This window comes from Streptomyces sp. CG 926 (assembly GCF_003148825.1).
In the GTDB taxonomy this organism is placed as follows: Bacteria; Actinomycetota; Actinomycetes; order Streptomycetales; family Streptomycetaceae; genus Streptomyces.
This window is the reverse complement of the sequence record NZ_QGGZ01000006.1, coordinates 365,642-384,381: the sequence shown is the minus strand read 5'-3', so window position 1 is coordinate 384,381 and position 18,740 is coordinate 365,642. Positions and strand designations below refer to the sequence as shown.

The following is an 18,740-nucleotide window of genomic DNA, read 5'->3' as shown; positions in this document are numbered from 1 at the left end:
ATGCACCTCGACCACGCCGTGACCTACCCCCGACGACACACCCACAGCGCCGACCCGCTGCGCCCCGACGGCACCCGGCGGGCCCTGCGCATCGGACTCGGCGGACCCGTCGGCTCCGGCAAGACCGCCACCGTCGCCGCGCTGTGCCGCGCACTGCGCGGCGAACTGTCGATGGCGGTCGTCACCAACGACATCTACACCCGCGAGGACGCCGAGTTCCTGCTGCGCGAGGCCGTGCTGCCGCCCGAGCGGATCACCGCCGTCGAGACCGGCGCCTGCCCGCACACCGCCATCCGCGACGACATCTCGGCAAACCTGGAGGCCGTGGAGGAGCTGGAGGACGCCTTCCGGGAGAACGGCCGACTGGACCTGATCCTCGTCGAGTCCGGCGGGGACAACCTCACCGCCACCTTCTCCCGCGGACTCGTCGATGCCCAGATCTTCGTCATCGACGTGGCCGGCGGGGACGACATCCCCCGCAAGGGCGGACCCGGCGTGACCACCGCCGACCTGCTCGTCGTCAACAAGACCGACCTCGCCCCCCACGTCGGCTCCGACCTCGACCGGATGGCCCGCGACGCCGCCGAGCAGCGCGGCGAACTCCCCGTCGCCTTCCAGTCGCTGCGCGGCCCCGAAGGGGTCGGCCCGGTGGCCGCCTGGGTGCGCGAACGGATCGCCGCCTGGTCCTCGCGGTGAGCGCCGCGATCACCGAGGAGATCGAGGACACCGAGGAGACGGAGGAGACCGAGGAGACATCCCCGACCCCTCCTTCGGGCCTACGGGCCACCGCCCGCATCCACGCCGTGGCCGACGGACGCGGCGGCACCGCCCTGCCGCTGCTGGCCGGGGAGGGCCCGCTCGCGCTGCGCCGCACCCGCTCCTCGTCACGGGCCGAAGCAGGGGTCGTGCTGGTCGGCGCGATGAGCGCCCCGCTCGGCGGGGACCACCTCACCGTCGAGGCCGCCGTGGGCCCCGGGGCGCGGCTCTCCTTCGCCTCGGCGGCGGCCACCTTGGCACTGCCCGGCCGGACCGGCGCGCCCGCGCGGTACGACGTACACCTCACCCTGGAGGACGGGGCGTCGCTGCGGTGGCTGCCCGAGCCGCTGGTCTCGGTACGCGGCAGCGACCTGAGGGTGCGCACCCGGGTCCGACTCGCCCCCACGGCACGCCTGGTGCTGCGCGAGGAGCAGGTTCTGGGCCGCACCGGGGAGCCTCCGGGCCTGCTGCGCAGTCGCCTCGCCGTCGAGTGCGGGGGCCGTCCGCTGCTGGACCAGGAGCTCGCCTGCGGCCCCGGCGCGCCCGGCGGCTGGGACGGGCCGGCGGGCCTGGCCGGGCACCGGGCCCTCGGCCAACTCCTCGTAGTGGACCCGGCCTTCGGCGGGAACCCGCCCGCCGCGGCGGTCCTGGGGGAGTACGCGGCGGTGACGCCGTTGGCCGGTCCTGCCGTCCTCGTGACGGCCCTTGCCGCGGACGCCCTGCGGGTACGCGAGCTGCTCGACTCGGCCTGCCGTAGGTACGGGTGGTGAAAGCGGGACGCAGCAGGCACCGCTCAGCGGTACACGCCTTTCCGGTTATCGGGTTGGCAAAGAAGTCGATCCGGCCCTGTCGCCGGGTCCCGGTCAGACGACAGGATCCCCCTGCACGCCGACGACCGAACCCGACCAACCCGGCCGCCCACGGCGGCACCTGACGCAGGGGGAACAACCACGTGATACGCAACGCGGCGCTGGGGAGCGCCGCCACACTGATCACCGGCACACTCGCGGCGAGCCTGCTGCTGGCCCCGCCGGCCGCAGCGGCCTCCGCCGGCAGCGAGGGCAAGCTGCCGGAGGCGCTGGGCGTCCAGATCGCCGCGGCCCGCGCCGCCCGCACCGGGATCGACTGGAAGGACTGCCCGGCGGACTGGGGCTTCGAGAAGCCCATCCAGTGCGGCTGGGTGAAGGTCCCGCTCGACTACGCGAAGCCCTACGGCAAGACCATCGACATCGCCGTCGACCGGATCGGGAGCACCGGCACCAAGGAGGAGCGCCAGGGCGCGCTCGTCTACAACCCCGGCGGCCCCGGCGGCTCCGGCATGCGCTTCCCGCGCCGCGTCACCACCAAGAGCCCGCTGTGGGTCAACACCTCCAAGGCCTACGACTTCGTGGGCTTCGACCCCCGCGGTGTCGGCCACTCGGCGCCGATCTCCTGCATCGACCCGCAGGAGTTCGTCAAGGCCCCGAAGGCCGACCCGGTCCCGGACTCCGAGGCCGACAAGCGCGCCCAGCGCAAGCTCGCCGCCGAGTACGCGGACGGCTGCAAGGAACGCAGCGGCGAGATGCTGCCGCACATGACCACGCCGAACACCGCGCGCGACCTCGACGTGATCCGCGCCGGCCTCGGTGAGAAGAAGCTGAACTACCTCGGCGTCTCCTACGGCACCTACCTGGGCGGGGTCTACGCGACCCTCTTCCCGACCCACGTGCGCCGCATGATCGTCGACAGCGTGGTGGACCCCTCGCAGGACAACATCTGGTACGAGGCCAACCTCGGCCAGGACGTCGCCTTCCAGATGCGCTGGAACGACTGGCAGGACTGGGTCGCCAAGAACGACGCCGTCTTCCACCTCGGCGACACCCGCGCCAAGGTCGAGGCCCGCTACCAGAAGCTGCGCGCCAAGGCCAAGGCCGCCCCGCTCGGCGGGGTCGTCGGCCCGGCCGAGCTCATCGGCTTCTTCCAGGGCGCCCCGTACTACGACTCCTCCTGGGTGCCCGTCGCCCAGACCTGGGCCGCGTACGAGGCCGGTGACGAGCAGGCGCTGATCGACGCCATCGCCCCGGACATGACGGACCTCAAGGGCAACGCGGCGTCCGAGAACAGCAACGCCGTCTACACCGCGGTCGAGTGCGCCGACGCCAAGTGGCCCACCAGCTGGTCCAAGTGGGACCGGGACAACACCAAGCTGCACCAGAAGTACCCGTTCCTGACCTGGTCCAACGCCTGGATGAACCTGCCCTGCGCGACCTGGAAGGCCAAGCAGAGCACCCCGATCAAGGTCGGCGCCGAGCGCGGGCTGCCGCCCGTGCTGATCGTCCAGTCCGAGCGGGACGCGGCCACGCCGTACAAGGGCGCGGTCGAGCTGCACCGCAGCCTCGCCGGCTCGCGTCTGATCACCGAGAAGGGCGCCGGCTCGCACGGTGTCACCAGCCTGGTGAACCCCTGCATCAACACCCGGGTGGACACCTACCTGCTCACCGGCAAGGTCGATGCCAAGGACGTGACGTGCGCTCCGCACGCCACCCCCGTGGCCCCGGCCCCGGCCGCGGCGAAGTCCCTGTCGTCCGACGCCCCGGCCTCCTCCTCGGTCCTGCCGGCGCCGGAGGAGCTCCCCGCCGTCCGGTAAGGACCGGCGGTAGCGAACGGACGAGCGGGAGAAGGCTCAGCGCGCGGTGCGCCGGGCCTTCTTCCGCTCTTCCTCCTCCTCGGCCTTGACCTCGGCCGCGTACCGGTCGACGTACTCCTGACCGGACAGTCCGAGGATCGCGTACATGATCTCGTCGGTGACCGCCCGCAGGACGGCGCGCTCGCCCTCCATCCCGGCGTACCGGGAGAACTCCATCGGCTCGCCGAAGCGGATCGTCACCCGCCGGATCTTCGGGAGCTTCTTGCCGGGCGGCTGGATCTCGAAGGTGCCGACCATCGCGCAAGGGATCACGGGCACCCCGGCGCCCAGAGCCATCGCGGCCACCCCGACCTTGCCCTTGTAGAGCCGCCCGTCGTGCGAGCGCGTGCCCTCCGGATAGATCCCGAGCAGCTCGTCCTTGGCCAGCACGCCCAGGCCCTCGCGCAGGGCCGCCTGTCCGGCGTTCTTGCCGGAGCGGTCCACGGGGATCTGACCGGCGCTGCGGAAGAAGAACGCGGTGAGCCGGCCCTTCACCCCGGGGCCCGTGAAGTACTCGGCCTTCGCCAGGAAGGTGATCCGCCGCTTGAGGATGGCGGGCATCAGGAAGTGGTCGGAGAAGGACAGGTGATTGCCCGCGACGATGGCGGCCCCTTCCGCGGGGATGTTCTCCAGACCCTCGATCCGAGGTCTGAACAGCAGCCGCAGCAGAGGGCCGAGCAACACGTGCTTGAGCAAGTGGTAGAACACCAGGCCGCTCCTGTCGATATCCCGTTGTCACCACCATTTTACGAACGGTGAGCCGCGGGTTGCAGGGGGCGGGTAGGGACCTTACTCAGACATTGCGTGTCGCGGCCATCCCGGCGGTCAGCAGCCCCAGCACCACCCAGCCGAACCACAGCCAGCCGTTGCTGCCGAGGGCCACGGAATACGCGGCGACGGCCACCAGAGCGGCGAAGGTCATGACGCACATCGCCTTAACGGATCCGGTCATGCCCCATGGTGGCGCGCGAAGGCGGTATCGCGCTACCGGCCACGCGCTTGGAGCGAGGCGAGATACGCGTTGTACGCGGCCAGCTCCTTGTCACCGCTGCGGTCCTCGGCCCGGTCGGACCGCCGCGCGGCCCGCTGCTCGGAGTGGTACCACTGGTAGACGAGGGCGATCAGGACCAGGACCGAGGGGATCTCGCTGAAGGCCCAGGCGATACCGCCGCCCCACTGCTGGTCGAGCAGCGGGTCGATGCCGAGGGACGCCGGCGGGTTCTCGTACGTCTTGATCATCGGCTGGCTCGCCATCATCAGGGCGATGCCGAAGAAGGCGTGGAAGGGCATGCCGGCGAACAGCTCCAGCATCCGCATCACGTAACCCGGCCGGTGCGGGCCCGGGTCGATGCCCATGATCGGCCAGAAGAAGATGAGGCCGACGGCGAGGAAGTGCACCATCATCGCGATGTGCCCGGTCCGGCTCTCCATCAGGAAGTCGAAGAGCGGGGTGAAGTACAGCGCGTAGAGGCTCGCGATGAACATCGGGATCGTGAAGGCGGGGTGGGTGATCACCTTCATGTACCGGCTGTGCAGCAGCATCAGCAGCACCTCGCGCGGCCCCTTGTGACCACGGGCGGCGGGCGGCAGCGCGCGCAGCGCCAGCGTCACCGGAGCGCCCAGCAGTACCAGGATCGGGGTGACCATGCTGATCACCATGTGCTGCACCATGTGCACGCTGAACATGACCATGCCGTAGTCGTTCAGCTTGGTGCACATCACGAGGATCACGGTCAGCACGCCCACGGTGAAGGCGATGGTCCGGCCCAGCGGCCAGGAGTCCCCGCGCCGGCGCAGCCGCAGCACGCCCCACCCGTACAGGGCGAGCCCGACCAGCGAGCCGATCAGGAAGAAGGCGTCGAAGGAGAACTCCAGCCCGCGCCCGAGAGTGAACGGCGGCAGGTCCATGTCCATGTGCATGTCCATGCCGTGCCCGCTGTGATCCATCTGTTCACTCCCTTGACCGTGATGCCCCACCACAGTAGTGCCGCCCCCGAGCGCCGGTGCGCGCGGGGGCGGCCTGTCACAAAAGGGACGTCGGAGAAGGGGACGTCACAGAACGGTCTGCGCCTCGTCGTACCGCTCGGACGGCACCGTCTTGAGGGTCGAGGTGGCCTCGGACAGCGGCACCATCACGATGTCCGTCCCGCGCAGCGCGGTCAGCATGCCGAACTCGCCGCGGTGCGCCGCCTCCACCGCGTGCCAGCCGAAGCGGGTGGCCAGGACCCGGTCGTACGCGGTCGGCGTGCCACCACGCTGGACGTGACCCAGGATCACCGGCCGGGCCTCCTTGCCCAGGCGGTTCTCCAGCTCCACGGCCAGCAGGTTGCCGATGCCGGCGAACCGCTCGTGACCGTAGATGTCCTTGCCGCGCTCCTCGAAGTCCATCGAGCCGGGCCTCGGCTTGGCGCCCTCGGCCACCACGACGATCGCGAACCGCTTGCCCGCGGAGAACCGCTCGCCGACGATCGCCGTCAGTTCGTCGATGTCGAAGGGGCGCTCCGGGACGACGATCGCGTGCGCGCCGGCCGCCATGCCGGAGTGCAGGGCGATCCAGCCGGTGTGGCGGCCCATGACCTCCACGACCATCACGCGCTGGTGGGACTCGGCGGTGGTCTTCAGCCGGTCCAGGGCCTCGGTGGCGACCCCGACGGCCGTGTCGAAGCCGAAGGTGACGTCGGTGGAGGCGATGTCGTTGTCGATGGTCTTCGGGACCCCGACGATCGGCAGACCGGCCTCGGACAGCAGGTTCGCGGCCTTCAGCGTGCCCTCGCCGCCGATCGGGATGATCGCGTCGAGGCCGAGGTCCGCGACGTGGCCGCGGGCGCGCTCCACGCCGTCGCGCAGGTGCGCGGGCTGGACCCGGGAGGAGCCGAGGATGGTGCCGCCGCGGGCGAGGATGCCGCCGACGGCGTCGAGGTCGAGCTTGCGGTAGTCGGCCTCCAGCAGGCCCTTCCAGCCGTCGAGGAAGCCGATGACCTCGTCGCCGTGGTCGACCACGGCACGGTGCACGACGGAGCGGATGACGGCGTTGAGACCGGGGCAGTCGCCACCGGAAGTGAGCACACCTATGCGCATGGCAGGAACGGACCTTTGCAACGTGGGCCGACGACCGGACCACGTCGTCCGGTTGGAACTACGGCCACCCTACAAGCGGTGGAGAGGTGGACTGAACCATCCTCCACATGCTGGTCGCACTCGTCGTACGAAACCACGTCGGCCCGGTTCCCCCTAGGGAAAACCGGGCCGAACAGATGATGACGGGGCCGCCCCGATGAGCGCTCCGCAGGGCCTCTAGGCGGGCTGCGTCGCGGTGGCGATGCGCTCCGCGCGCAGCGCCTCGTACCACCGGTCGTCTATGGCCGGCAGCGCGTTCACATCGAGGGCCAGCTTCAGCAGCAGGTCCGCGATCTGCGGGTTGCGGGCCATCACGGGACCGTGCATGTACGTGCCGAACACCGTGTCGTTGTACGCGCCTTCGGTGCCGTCACCGGTGCCGTTGCCACGGCCCATGCTCACCCGGGCGAACGGCTTGGCCGTCGGGCCGAGGTGGGTCACGCCCTGGTGGTTCTCGAAACCCGTCAGCTGCGGCAGGCCCAGGCGCGGGTCGATGTCCGCGAGGACGTCGCCGACGCACCGCTCGCCCTCACCGCGCACGGTGACGACGTCCAGCAGGCCGAGGCCCTCCTGGCGCTGTCCCTGGTCGTTGACGAACTCCTTGCCGAGGATCTGGTACCCGGCGCAGACCGAGAAGACGATCGCCCCGTTCGAGACGGCCCGCTCCAGACCGCCGTCGCGCAGCAGGCGCTCCGCGGCCAGGCGCTGCGGCCGGTCCTCGCCACCGCCGATCAGGTAGATGTCGCCCGAGGTGGGGATCGGCTGGTCGCTGCGCACGTCCACGCGCTGCACGTCCAGGCCGCGCTGGCGCGCCCGGCGCTCCACCACGAGGGCGTTGCCCTGGTCTCCGTACGTGCTCAGCAGGTCCGGGTAGACCCACACCAGACGCAGGCTGTTGTCGCTCATGCTCTTGTCCTTTATGGGTACTAGTTGCCGACGCGGCGGCGCACGTCCTGGAAGGCGGTGTAGTTGGCGATCAGCTCGATCTGTCCGGGCGGCGCGAGCTGCACGGCCTCGTCGAGGGTGTCGCACACCCGGAACTCCAGGCCGGCGACCTCCAGGCGGACCGCGAGGTCCAGCTTGCGGTCACCGATCACGAAGATCGGGTGACCGGCCAGCCGCGGGTAGTCCACGTCCCACAGCCACGAGGTGTCGGTGCCGTCGGCGCCGCGCGCGTTCACCGAAAGGATCACCGGGGTCGGCGGGGGATCGATCAGCGAAAACGTTTCGAGCCAGCCCGCCGGGTTCTTCGCGAGCAGCAGCCGCAGCTCACGGCCCTGGAAGTTCACCACGTCGTAACGGCCGGCGACGGCCTGCACCTGGTACATCCGCTCCAGCGCGACCTGCGGCGGAACACCGAAGACGGCGGCCACGGCGGCCGAGGTCGCGGCGTTGGCCTTGTTGGCGCGGCCGGGCAGCTGCAGGTGGATCGGCCAGGCCGAGCCGTGCGGGTCCAGGACATGGTCGCCGGAGAGCACCCAGGTCGGGGTCGGGCGTCGGAATCCGCACTCGCCGCAGAACCAGTCGTCGCCGGGGCGCTGCATGACGCCACCGCAGGAGGGGCACGACCAGGCGTCGTCCTTCCACTCCTGGCCGGCCGCGACCCACACCACGTTCTGCGAGGAGGAGGCGGACCACACGATCAGCGGGTCGTCGCAGTTGGCGACGATGACCGCCTTGGAACCCTGGAGGCCCTCACGCCACTTCTCCGCGAGCATGCGGGTCTCGGCGGCGCGGTCCAGCTGGTCGCGGGAGAGGTTGAGCAGGGCGATCACCTTGGGGGTGACGTCCCGGGCCACTCCGGCCAGGTACTTCTCGTCCACCTCGATGACGCCGTACTTGGCGTCCGAGCCACCGGCCAGCGCGGAGGTGATGCCGGCCGGCATGTTGGCGCCGAGGGCGTTGGAGACGACCGGACCGCTGGCCCGCAGGGCCTCCGCGATCAGTCGGGTCGTCGTGGTCTTGCCGTTCGTCGCGGAGACGAGGACGACATCGAGATGTTGCGCCAGCGCGCCGAGAAGATCGGGGTCGAGCCTGAGTGCGACCTTGCCACCGATCACCGATCCGCTTCCGCGTCCCGCGGCCCGCGACACCGCCGCCGCGGCCTTGCCCGCCGTCACGGCCAGCTTGGCCCGCGGCGAAAGCGGCTCCGTGTTGCCTGCCATCGTCCCTTGTCCTCCTTGCGTCGGTCGGCCCCAGCCTATCCAGTACCGGCCGGAGCCTTGACCGCGGCGCCCCCGCCCCGCCGCGGATCTCCTCATATAGTCGCCCGTCGTAGGCTTACGGCCATGCGACAGCGCCCCATTCCCGGCACCACCGGTCTCGTCCGCACCATGAGCCTGCTGGGTGATCCGGTGCTCCACTCCGCGTGTGCGGAAGTCACCGAATTCGGCCCGGATCTCGACCGGCTCATCGAGGACATGTTCGCCACGATGTACGCCGCCGAGGGTGTCGGGCTCGCCGCGAACCAGATCGGCGTCGGACAGCGGGTGTTCGTCTACGACTGCCCCGACGACGAGGACGTCCGCCACGTCGGGCACATCGTCAACCCGCGGTTGGTGACGGCCGACGGGGACGAGTTCCTGGGGCCGGAGGGGTGCCTGTCCCTGCCGGGGCTGGAGGCGGGTACGGCCCGCTTCGACCACGCGGTGGTGGAAGGTGTCACCTCGGACGGGGCCGCGGTGCGGATCTCGGGGACGGGGTTCTTCGCGCGGTGCCTTCAGCATGAGTGCGACCACCTCGACGGGACGGTGTACGCGGACCGCGTGACGGGACTGCGGGCCCGTCGCCTGCGGCGGGCCATCCGCAAGACCCCTTGGGGTGCGGAGGGCATTTCCAGCCTCGCCGGCGTTTGAGGCGCGGGTCCGGGCGGAGCCCGGTGCCCGGCGGAGCCGGGTTCCCTGGGGCTCCGCCCCAGACCCCGCGCCTCAAACGCCGGCGAGGCTGGGATTGCCCGGGCGGAGCCGGAAGTGGCCCGGCGAGGCTGGGATTGCCCGGGCGGAGCCGGGAGTGGCTCGGCGAGGCTGGGATTGGCCGGCGGAGCCGGGGGTGGCTCGGCGGGGTCAGAAGCCCGGGCCGTCTTCGCGGTTGCCGGCGGTGGCCAGGCGGCCCCAGAGGAGGTCGGTGAGGCCCGCGACCAGCTCCGCCCGCTCGCAGGGCCGTTCGCCCAGCCACCAGTCACCGGCCGCGTGCATCATGCCGACGATGCCGTGGCCCCAGATCCGGGCGAGGCGTTCGCCCCCCGGGCCGAGGTCCACCCGTTCACCGATCACCTCGGCCAGCTCCTCGCCGAGCCGGCGCAGCAGCGGGGCCGAGTGCAGGCCGACGTCGAAGCCACGTTCCGCGGTGTGGGAGTCCTCGGCCGGGTGCATGAGGAAGCGGTAGACCTGCGGGCGGGCCTCGATGGCGGCGAGGTAGGTGTCGAGGGTCGCCTCCACCCGATCGCGCCGCTCGGCGGGGGCGTCGAGCGCGGCCCGTAGCGAGTCGAGCAGCGCGTCGGTGTGCCGGACGGCGAGGGCCTGGTAGAGGCCCGCCTTGTCCCCGAAGTGCCGGTAGAGGATGGGCTTGGTGATGCCGGCCTCCGCCGCGATCGCGTTCATGGAGGCCTTCGGGCCGTCCCTGAGCACGACCCGGTCGGCCGCTTCGAGCAGCTCCCGCCGGCGGCGTTCGGCCGCTCCCGGCTCACCGGCCTGTTGAGTGGTCTCCATGACGTGTTTCTCTCCCCGCCCTTGCGATGTGCGTGACGCCCACGCAACGTAACACCCCGCACACCCCGTCGTTCGATTCCGCGGTCGCCCCGGCCGGCGTCAGGGCCGGTGCGGGCGGTGCTTGACAGTGCCTACTCGCCGGTAACAGACTGTGGCCTTCGCGTAGGTTACCGCTAGTAACTTCCGCAGGGACGAGTACAGACAGGTGGAGGGGACATGGCGGAGTTCACCATGGAGCTGAACGACGACCAGAAGCAGGTACGGGACTGGATCCACGGCTTCGCCGCCGATGTGATGCGTCCCGCCGCCGCGGAATGGGACGAGCGCGAAGAGACTCCGTGGCCCGTCATCCAGGAGGCCGCCAAGGTCGGCATCTACTCCTTGGACTTCTACGCCCAGCAGTTCTTCGACCCGACGGGCCTCGGCATCCCGATGGCGATGGAGGAGCTGTTCTGGGGCGACGCGGGCATCGCGCTGTCCATCGTCGGCACCGGACTCGCGGCCATCGGCGTCGTCGCCAACGGCACCGAGGAGCAGATCGGTACCTGGATCCCGCAGATGTACGGCACCCCTGACGACGTCAAGGTCGCCGCCTTCTGCTCCTCCGAGCCGGACGCCGGCTCCGACGTCGGCTCGATGCGCACCCGCGCGGTCTACGACCAGGCCAAGGACGAGTGGGTACTGAGCGGCACCAAGACCTGGGCGACGAACGGCGGCATCGCCAACGTCCACATCGTCGTCGCGGTCGTCGATCCCGCGCTGGGGACCAAGGGGCACGCCTCCTTCATCATCCCGCCGAACACCCCCGGCCTGTCCCAGGGCCAGAAGTTCAAGAAGCACGGCATCCGCGCCTCGCACACCGCCGAGGTGGTGCTGGAGGACGTACGGATCCCCGGCTCCTGCCTGCTCGGCGGCAAGGAGAAGCTGGACGAGCGCCTCGCGCGGGCCCACGAGCGCGCCCGTAGCGGCGGCGGCGAGCGGGTGAAGAACGCGGCCATGGCCACCTTCGAGGCCTCCCGGCCGGCGGTCGGCGCGATGGCCGTCGGCACCGCGCGCGCGGCGTACGAGGTGGCCCTCGACTACGCGAAGACCCGTACGCAGTTCGGCCGCCCGATCATCGACAACCAGGGCGTGGCCTTCCAGCTCGCCGACATGCGGACGCAGATCGACGCGGCCCGGCTGCTGGTGTGGCGGGCGTCCTGGATGGCGGTCGCGGGCCGGCCGTTCGAGTCGGCGGAGGGCTCGATGTCGAAGCTCTTCGCGAGCGAGGTCGCCAAGAAGGTCACCGCCCAGGCGGTCCAGATCCTCGGCGGCAACGGCTTCACCCGTGAGTACCCGGTGGAGCGCATGCACCGGGACAGCGCCATCTACACCATCTTCGAGGGCACCAGCGAGATCCAGCGCCTGGTGATCGCCCGCACCATCTCCGGGATGCCGATCCGCTAGGACAGCCACGTACAGTGCGGTGGTCGGGGGGTCCGGGCCGGTGGGCGGGTGCCGGCCGGTGGGCTCCCCCTCGCCTCATGTCCGCAGACGTGTCCCGGGGGTGGCCCGATGCAGGAGACCGCACGATCGTGGGTCGAAGGATGGGCCGCCTGTCGGGGGATGCCCAGGCCGGTGGACGTGCCGTGGGGGTTGCGGATCGAGACCGGACAGCCGTCCCAGGTGGTCCGTCACGTCCTGCTCGACAACGATGCCGCGACCGCCCGTGATCTCATCGGCACCATCACCGAACCCACCACCTGCGTCAAGGCGTTCCTCCCGCAGGGCGAGATGGACCCTTGGTTCTCGTCCGCGTGGGAGCCCACCGAGCCCTGCTTCCTGATGGCCGTCGATCTCCGCCCGTCGCGCGTGCGCGTGCCGGACGGATACACCGTCTCCGTCGAGGCCGCCGACGGAGTCGTCCACGTGCGCGTCCTGAGCGCCGACGGGGACCTGGCCGCCGGCGGTCGGACCGGTTCGACCCGTGCCGGTACCGCCTGCGTCTTCGACCAGATCGTCACCGAAGCGGCACACCGGCGCCGTGGCCTCGGGACGGTGGTGATGGGCGCACTCACCGACGCGGCCGCCGGGAGCGGGGCGTCCGTGGGCATCCTGGGCGCGACCGTCCCGGGCCGGGCGCTCTACGAGGCGCTGGGCTGGAAGGTCCTCGCACCGCTGAACGGATTCGTCTACGAGCCCGTGGCCCCCTGACCGCACCGAGGCGCACCCGCGCGCCCTCAGGGCCGCAGCAGCCGCACCAGGGCCCGGCCGAAGAGGAGCCTGCCCGCCGCCGCGACCAGGGGATCCAGGGCGCGGGGGAGGCCGCGCAGACGCAGTTCCTCACGCCAGTGGACCTCCGAGCCGCCCGTGGCGAGGGGGCGGATCTCGATCTCCGCCCAGCCCGTCACCGCCCGGCCGCGCTTCTCCAGCCGGACTTCTCCCGGCGAACCCTCCGTGGGGGGTCGCCAGACGACGACTTCCATGCGGTCGTCGAATGTGATCCTGCTCACGCCCGTACGGGCTGTGAAGATCGTTCCGACGTGGGTCGGGGACGGCGTCTCGATGATCGTCCGGGTGAGGGGGACCTGTGCGCCGTGGCGCTCCCAGTCCGTGAGCATCGACCACGCCTCGACCGGCGGAAAAGACGTGCGATGAATGATCCGGATAGCGGGCATGAGCGCATCGTAAGCGGGCATACACACCCTGAACTGGACGGCGAATATGGGTTCCGTCCGGGGGCGGCGATCAGTAATACTCACCGCCACCGTGGATCGCGGATTCGACCGGGTGACCACCGGCGCTCCCGCCCCACTTCGCGAGGAGGTGCGCCATGTGCTCCCACCAGCCACCCTGCCCGACCGCCGACAGCGCCGATCACGACGCCGCCCGCATTGTGGCCTCTCACCCCGAACAGGGCTGGAGCCTGCTGTGCAACGGAGTCGTGGTCTTCGACGACACCGGTGAACTGCTCCCCGACAGCCGCACGGTGGAACCCCGCCGCCCGGCCCTGGTCTGAGCGAGGAGGCAGCATGCGCCAGCAGCTGATCCGTAAGCCCGTCCCGAAGCCCGCCCCCCGAGACCTGGACCTGCGCACACCGTCGGGCAGACCCCTCCCGTACTGACGGGAGCCCAGGATTTAGGCCGTACTCCAGTCCCACCGGCCGAGACTCAGCCGGTGGGCGCAGCCGCCCCGCCCAGGAACGCCGTCTCGTAGGCGGCGTCCCCGATCGCCGCGCGGGCCTGCCGCTCGCCCTGGTCCCGTAGGGCCGTCAGCGAGGGCGAGCCGCCCATCTGCGGCCGGCCCACCGTGCGCCACCAGGCGTGCCCGGTGCCCAGCAGCCGCGCCGCCAGTTCCCCGTCGCCCAGCCCGGCCACCGCCGCGGCCAGCAGGTCCAGGCCGAGCGCGATGCCGAAGCGGTCGCCCAGCAGCCGTTTCCCCGAGAGCATGGCCCGTACGTGCCGGGCCGCCTCCCCGTGATCGCCCAGGCCCAGTGCCGCCACGGCCAGGATGTAGTCCGCGTACGCCCGCAGCCAGCGATCGCCCAGCTCCACGCAGGACTCCCGCAGGGACCGCGCCTCCTCGGTCGCTTCCTCGAAACGCCGCAGGTCGCACAGGGCGTAGCCGGTGGCCAGCTTGCACAGGAGCCAGCCCGCGCCGCTGGTGCGTCCGCCGTGGCCCGCCCGGGCCCGGGGACCGGCCAGCCGCAGGGCCCGTCCCGGGTCGCCGGGCATCAGGACGGAGACCGCCTGCAGGTAGGCCGCGCGCAGCTCCCGCTCCGGGTCCGCGAGCCGGGCCGCGTCGCGCGTGCATTCGGCGCCGAGCTGCTGGGCCGCGTACATGTCGCCCTGGAGCAGCGCGGTGAGGCCGAGGGCCCACACGGCCTGGTTGTACGTGGCCCCTGTATGCGGAGCCGCCCTCAGGGCCCGTTCCAGGAAGCCGCGGCCCTCGTGCACGTGCCCGCACCCGAACCAGTAGAACCACAGCGCCCCGGCCATCTCCAGCGCCGCCGTCGGGTCGGCGGCGATCAGGTGTTCCAGGGCGGTACGCAGCTGCGCGTGTTCGGCGGTGATCCTGCGGTACCAGTCCACCTGTCCCGGGCCCATCCAGCCGCGGTCGGCGGCCTGGGAGAGCGCCGCGTACCAGTGGGCGTGCCGGTCGGTGACGATCTCCACCTCGCCGAGCTCGGCCAGCCAGTCCTGACCGTACTCGCGGATCGTGTCCAGCATCCGGTAGCGGGGCCCCGTCCCGCGTTCCTCGATCCGCAGCACCACGGACTTGGCGGCGAGGCCCGCCAGTACGCGCTCCACCCGGGCGGCGGGCAGCGGCCCGCCCGAGCAGACGGCGCGCGCCGCCGCGATGTCGAAGTCACCGGTGAAGACCGAGAGCCGGGCCCACAGCAACCGCTCCACCGGCTCGCACAGTTCGTGGCTCCAGCCGATCGTGGTCCGCATCGTCCGGTGCCGGCGGGGCAGCGCGGCCCGGGCGTCGGACAGCACCTCGAAGCGTTCGCCGATCCGTTCGGCCATGTGCTCCAGCGTCCACAACCGCATGCGGGCGCCCGCGAGTTCCAGCGCGAGCGGGATACCGTCCAGGCGCCGGCACACCTCGGCGGCCACCGCGGTCCGCGCGGGGTCCGCGAAGACGGCCGCCGCCTGCGGGGTGGCGGCCAGGGCGCGGGCCCGGAAGAGGGCGAGGGCGTCGCTGTCGGTCCCTTCGCAGGGCAGCGGCCGGACCTCGACGACCTCCTCGGTCGGCATGTCGAGCGGTTCGCGGGAGGTGACCAGGATCGTCAAACCGGGTGCGGACTGCAGGAGTTCGCCGACCAGATGGCGGCAGTCGGCCACCAGGTGCTCACAGGTGTCCAACACCAGGAGCAGCTCCTTGTCGGCCATCCACGCGCACAACTCCTCGTCGGGAGGGCGCGGGGAGTGGTCGGCGAGGCCGACGGTGTGGGCGACGGTGGCCGTGAGCAGGCTCGGATCGCGCAGGGGTGACAGCTCCGCCCACCACACCCCGTCGGGGCGCGCCTGACGGGCCGCAGCCACGGCGCGTAGGGCCAGTCGTGACTTGCCGACGCCGCCCACGCCCGTGAGGGTGACCAGTCTTCGTTCGCGCAAGAGACCGTCGAGCAGGTGGAGTTCGTGCTCCCGGCCGACGAAGCTCGCAGGTTCCGGGGGGAGGTTGCCGGGCACCGGGCGGGGGGCCGATCCGGGATGGTCGGCCGCGGAGTCTGCCTGATTGTCATGGAACGAGTACTCACCGAACACGGATGTATTGTGCGCGATCTTCCCGTGCGGCCGCGCCGTTCAAGCCGGATCGGTGTCTTCTTTCACGCGACGAGTGTGATCCGCCGCTCCGCCGAGAAGGATCCCCAGTTGCCGTCGGGGAGCCTGGCCCGCAGCTTCACGGCCCACACGGTGCCGGCCGGCTCGGCGACCGTGATCCGGTGCTCCGCCCGCCCGCTGGGCACCGCCCCCGCCCCGAACTGGATGACGGTCGTGGGCGTCCCGTTGACGTACAGCTCGTACTCGGTGGTCTCGCCACCGGTGTCCGGGGCGGTCCAGGTCAGGGTGACGGCGCCCGGGGAGGCGGCCGCGGCGAACTCGGCGGGGGCGGTGCTGGGGCCGTCGCCGGAGGCGGGCGGGGTCGTCACGTCCACCGCCGGGCCGTCGGGGGAGGAGTTGTCCGCCCCGTCGCGGGCCCGCACGGTGAACGTGTAGACGGTGTCGGGCCGGAGGTTGTCCAGGGCCGTGGCGCTCTCACCCGGACCGGCGGTGTGGATCCGGACGCCGCCCTGGTAGATGTCGTAGGCCGTGATGCCCGTGTCGTCGGTCGCCGCCGTCCAGGACACCTGGGCGGACCGGGGCCCGGTCGCCCGGGCGGTGGTGGTGGCCGGGGAGGTGGGGGCCGCGCGGTCCTCGGCCTTGGCGGCGGGTGTGGTCACCCGGGCGGCCGCCGCGGGTTCGGAGAGGTTGCCGGCGGCGTCCTCGGCCCGGACGGTGAAGGCGTAACCCGTCTGCGGGGTGAGGCCGGTGATGTCCACCATGGTCTTCTCGGCGGGGAGTTCGCGGACCAGGCGGTCGGCCTCGAACACCTGGTAGCCCGTCACCCCGTCCCGGTCGGCGGCCGCGTTCCACATGACGTGCACGCTGGTGGCGCTGCCGGCCTGGGCCGTCAGTCCGGCGGGGGCGGGCGGGGGCCGGGTGTCGGGCGTGGTGCAGGCCGCGAGGCCGGTGATGCCCGTGAGGGCCAGGTAGAGGGCGAGCGTGGGGGCGCTGCGTCGCACGGGGGTGCCTTCCTCGGCCTGCTCGGCCTGCTCGCTCCTTATTGGTCTAGACATATATGGCACGGCGGACGGGAGCCCGACAAGACCCCTGCGCCGACGGCCCGCGGTGTGCCCGGGTTCGTGTTCTTCTGTCCCGCCGGCGGACGCCAACTCCAAGATCTCCGACGGGTCGACGAGGTGATCGTCAAGGGCGACCGGCCGTCACGGACGGTCAACACCCGTACGGCGGACACGTCTTTCGCCCGAAGGCACCCCCTCCTGCGCCACCATGGCGGCGAGTAAGGAGGTTTCGATGGTGATTTCCCTCTCGGTGGTCGTCCTGCTCCTCATCCTGGCCTGGATCTTCCTGCGCAGCGGCGGGCTCAAGTTCTCGCACGCCCTCGTCTGTGCGCTGCTCGGCTTCTACCTCGCGAGCAGCAGCATGGCCACGACCATCCACAACGGCCTGACGGCCACCGCGAACGTGGTGTCCGGCCTCAATCCTTGATCGACTGTTGCGCCTTCATGAATCATCCGGCCCATCCATGGACTCCTCGTGCAGTGCGATCTAGCGTCCGGTGGCGGCGCGACATCAGACGCATTGTCAACAACGCAGAGACATGGAGGAAGCCCGGATGTTCCGAAGATCGCTGAACTGCGCCGTGCTGCCCGTCGTCGCCGCACTCACGGTGATGTACGGCGGCTCCTCGGCCCAGGCCGAGGAGATACCCAAGGCCCCCGGGCACCGCCTCGTCACCCACTACGAGGGCAGCCCCGCGGCCGCCGCCCCGCTGCCCGGCGAGGCGCCGCCGCAGCACCCCTTCCTCGCGCCCAACGGCCGCAGCGGCATGCACTCCGACGCGGCGGGCAGCGCCACGGCCCCCTGGTCGGGGCCGCTCGGCAAGAACCCGAAGGTGACCAGCGAGAAGATCGCCGCCCTCGGCGGGGAGTGCGCCACCGCGACCTTCGACTCGGCCGGCCGGCTCGTCACGGTGTGCGGCACCTTCTCCGGCTTCAAGGTCAAGCTCCTGGAGCCCCGTACGCTCGCCACGCTCGCGGAACACCAGCTCCCGCAGCGCTCCTCGACGGTCGAGGCGATCACCTCGCTCGACTTCGCGAAGATCTTCAAGGACACCTCGGGCGGCGCCTACTTCTACCTGGACGACCAGGACCGGGCCGTGCTGGCCGACTCCCGCCAGCACATCCTGCGCCTCGCCCATTCCCAGAACCCCGACGGCAGTTGGAAGTTCACCGTCGACGACGACTGGGACCTCACCGGGCAGGTCCCGCACGACTGCGTGACCTGGACCAACCTGCGGCCCAGCGGCACCTGCGACCCCGTCACCTCCGTGATGCCCGACTGGAACGGCCGGATCTGGTGGGTCACCCGCCAGGGCCGGGTCGGCACGGTGGACCCGGCGACCGATCGGATCCGCTCCGTCCAACTGCGGGGCGAGGAGATCCAGAACTCCTTCTCGGTCGCCGAGGACGGTGTCTCCATCGTCTCCGACCACGCGCTCTACAGCTTCCGCGCCGCCGCCGACGGCACCCCCGAGGTGCAGTGGCGCCAGACGTACGACCGGGGCACGGCGTCCAAGCCCGGCTCCGTCAACCAGGGCTCGGGCACCACCCCGGACCTCTTCGGCCAGGACTACGTCGCCATCACCGACAACGCCGACGACCGGATGAACGTCCTGGTCTACAAGCGGGGCGTGGACGTACCCGCCGACCGGCGGCTGGTCTGCAAGGTGCCGGTGTTCGGCCCAGGCGCCTCGACCACCGACAACTCCCTCATCACCTGGGGCAACAGCATCGTCGTCGAGAACAACTACGGCTACGAGAACCCCACCACCCTGCTGCTGGGCAAGTCGGTCGTGGGCGGAGTCGCCCGCATCGACGTGCGCGGCGACGGCAGCGGCTGCGACACGGTCTGGGAGAGCGCGATCCGCGCTCCCTCCGTGGTCCCGAAGCTCTCCACCGCGAACGGGCTGCTCTACTTCTACGAGAAGGAGCCCAACGCCTGGGGCATCGACGCCTGGTACCTCACGGCCGTGGACTTCCGCACGGGCGAGCGCCGCTGGCGGCAGCTGACCGGCACCGGTCCGCTCTACGACAACAACTGGGCCCCGATCACCCTCGGCCCCGACGGCACCGCGTACGTCGGTGTCTTCAACGGCATCGTCGCGGTGCGCGACAGCTGACGGACGAACCGCCCGCCGCCGGGTCGCCCGGCCGCGGGCGGCCCTC

Annotated in this window: 19 protein-coding genes; 9 read left to right on the top strand and 10 right to left on the bottom strand. The window is 71.4% G+C overall.

From position 1 onward, the window contains the following. From ureG to BCL76_RS18660, 3 genes are all read left to right on the top strand, one after another. Positions 1 to 696 (top strand): urease accessory protein UreG, encoded by a 696-nt coding sequence (gene ureG / locus BCL76_RS18670; protein WP_109780608.1) that lies wholly within the window; start codon positions 1 to 3, stop codon positions 694 to 696. 20 nt (positions 697 to 716) lie between these two features. Continuing rightward, a complete protein-coding gene (locus tag BCL76_RS18665; RefSeq protein WP_109780715.1) occupies positions 717 to 1,526 on the top strand; it encodes an urease accessory protein UreD in 810 nt (269 codons plus the stop codon). Positions 1,527 to 1,708: 182 nt separating this feature from the next. After that, the gene (locus BCL76_RS18660) at positions 1,709 to 3,382 is read left to right on the top strand and encodes an alpha/beta hydrolase (RefSeq protein ID WP_109780607.1); all 1,674 of its coding nucleotides are present in this window, start codon (positions 1,709 to 1,711) and stop codon (positions 3,380 to 3,382) included. Between the two features lie 36 nt (positions 3,383 to 3,418). Here BCL76_RS18660 and BCL76_RS18655 read toward each other — a convergent pair whose 3' ends face one another. The 6 genes from BCL76_RS18655 to BCL76_RS18635 all read right to left on the bottom strand — a co-directional run bounded on the left by BCL76_RS18655 (position 3,419) and on the right by BCL76_RS18635 (position 8,703). Then, positions 3,419 to 4,129 carry a lysophospholipid acyltransferase family protein gene (locus tag BCL76_RS18655; RefSeq protein WP_030767916.1) on the bottom strand — a complete coding sequence of 237 codons (711 nt, stop codon included), beginning with the start codon at positions 4,127 to 4,129 and terminating at the stop codon, positions 3,419 to 3,421. A gap of 85 nt (positions 4,130 to 4,214) precedes the next feature. Next, the gene (locus BCL76_RS39005) at positions 4,215 to 4,373 is read right to left on the bottom strand and encodes a hypothetical protein (RefSeq protein WP_030719054.1); all 159 of its coding nucleotides are present in this window, start codon (positions 4,371 to 4,373) and stop codon (positions 4,215 to 4,217) included. 32 nt (positions 4,374 to 4,405) lie between these two features. Further along, entirely contained in the window at positions 4,406 to 5,368 is a 963-nt protein-coding gene (locus tag BCL76_RS18650) for a cytochrome c oxidase assembly protein (protein ID WP_109780606.1), read from the bottom strand. Positions 5,369 to 5,473: 105 nt separating this feature from the next. Continuing rightward, positions 5,474 to 6,499, bottom strand: coding sequence for a 6-phosphofructokinase (locus BCL76_RS18645; protein ID WP_030767910.1), 1,026 nt, complete (start codon positions 6,497 to 6,499; stop codon positions 5,474 to 5,476). A 216-nt stretch (positions 6,500 to 6,715) separates the two neighbouring features. Continuing rightward, positions 6,716 to 7,444 (bottom strand): type 1 glutamine amidotransferase, encoded by a 729-nt coding sequence (locus BCL76_RS18640; protein ID WP_030767907.1) that lies wholly within the window; start codon positions 7,442 to 7,444, stop codon positions 6,716 to 6,718. Positions 7,445 to 7,464: 20 nt separating this feature from the next. Then, positions 7,465 to 8,703, bottom strand: a complete 1,239-nt coding sequence (locus BCL76_RS18635; protein WP_030719064.1) for a MurT ligase domain-containing protein — start codon at positions 8,701 to 8,703, stop codon at positions 7,465 to 7,467. A 123-nt stretch (positions 8,704 to 8,826) separates the two neighbouring features. Between BCL76_RS18635 and def the strand changes: the two genes are divergently transcribed. Continuing rightward, on the top strand, positions 8,827 to 9,393 hold the full coding sequence (gene def / locus BCL76_RS18630) for a peptide deformylase (protein ID WP_109780605.1): 567 nt from the start codon (positions 8,827 to 8,829) through the stop codon (positions 9,391 to 9,393). 207 nt (positions 9,394 to 9,600) lie between these two features. On the opposite strand, the gene BCL76_RS18625 is transcribed toward def, so the two are convergent. Then, a complete protein-coding gene (locus BCL76_RS18625) occupies positions 9,601 to 10,245 on the bottom strand; it encodes a TetR family transcriptional regulator (RefSeq protein WP_109780604.1) in 645 nt (214 codons plus the stop codon). Positions 10,246 to 10,461: 216 nt separating this feature from the next. On the opposite strand from BCL76_RS18625, the gene BCL76_RS18620 reads away from it, so the two are divergent. Continuing rightward, complete coding sequence (locus BCL76_RS18620; protein WP_109780603.1) at positions 10,462 to 11,691, top strand: acyl-CoA dehydrogenase family protein; 1,230 nt, start codon at positions 10,462 to 10,464, stop codon at positions 11,689 to 11,691. Positions 11,692 to 11,862: 171 nt separating this feature from the next. Then, positions 11,863 to 12,438 carry a GNAT family N-acetyltransferase gene (locus BCL76_RS18615; RefSeq protein ID WP_109780602.1) on the top strand — a complete coding sequence of 192 codons (576 nt, stop codon included), beginning with the start codon at positions 11,863 to 11,865 and terminating at the stop codon, positions 12,436 to 12,438. Positions 12,439 to 12,464: 26 nt separating this feature from the next. On the opposite strand, the gene BCL76_RS18610 is transcribed toward BCL76_RS18615, so the two are convergent. Beyond that, on the bottom strand, positions 12,465 to 12,902 hold the full coding sequence (locus tag BCL76_RS18610) for an SRPBCC family protein (RefSeq protein WP_109780714.1): 438 nt from the start codon (positions 12,900 to 12,902) through the stop codon (positions 12,465 to 12,467). A gap of 155 nt (positions 12,903 to 13,057) precedes the next feature. Between BCL76_RS18610 and BCL76_RS18605 the strand changes: the two genes are divergently transcribed. Beyond that, entirely contained in the window at positions 13,058 to 13,243 is a 186-nt protein-coding gene (locus tag BCL76_RS18605; RefSeq protein WP_030011808.1) for a DUF5999 family protein, read from the top strand. 152 nt (positions 13,244 to 13,395) lie between these two features. Here BCL76_RS18605 and BCL76_RS18600 read toward each other — a convergent pair whose 3' ends face one another. Both BCL76_RS18600 and BCL76_RS18595 read right to left on the bottom strand, forming a co-directional pair. Beyond that, a complete protein-coding gene (locus BCL76_RS18600; protein ID WP_258309785.1) occupies positions 13,396 to 15,495 on the bottom strand; it encodes an ATP-binding protein in 2,100 nt (699 codons plus the stop codon). 62 nt (positions 15,496 to 15,557) lie between these two features. Then, complete coding sequence (locus tag BCL76_RS18595; protein WP_109780601.1) at positions 15,558 to 16,568, bottom strand: fibronectin type III domain-containing protein; 1,011 nt, start codon at positions 16,566 to 16,568, stop codon at positions 15,558 to 15,560. A gap of 238 nt (positions 16,569 to 16,806) precedes the next feature. Here BCL76_RS18595 and BCL76_RS18590 point away from each other — a divergent pair, with 238 nt between their 5' ends. Together BCL76_RS18590 and BCL76_RS18585 are read left to right on the top strand one after the other, a co-directional pair. Beyond that, positions 16,807 to 17,001: a hypothetical protein gene (locus tag BCL76_RS18590; protein ID WP_030767888.1), complete on the top strand. Its 195-nt coding sequence runs from the start codon at positions 16,807 to 16,809 to the stop codon at positions 16,999 to 17,001. Positions 17,002 to 17,128: 127 nt separating this feature from the next. Beyond that, positions 17,129 to 18,694, top strand: a complete 1,566-nt coding sequence (locus tag BCL76_RS18585; RefSeq protein WP_109780600.1) for a hypothetical protein — start codon at positions 17,129 to 17,131, stop codon at positions 18,692 to 18,694. Positions 18,695 to 18,740: the final 46 nt, after the last annotated feature.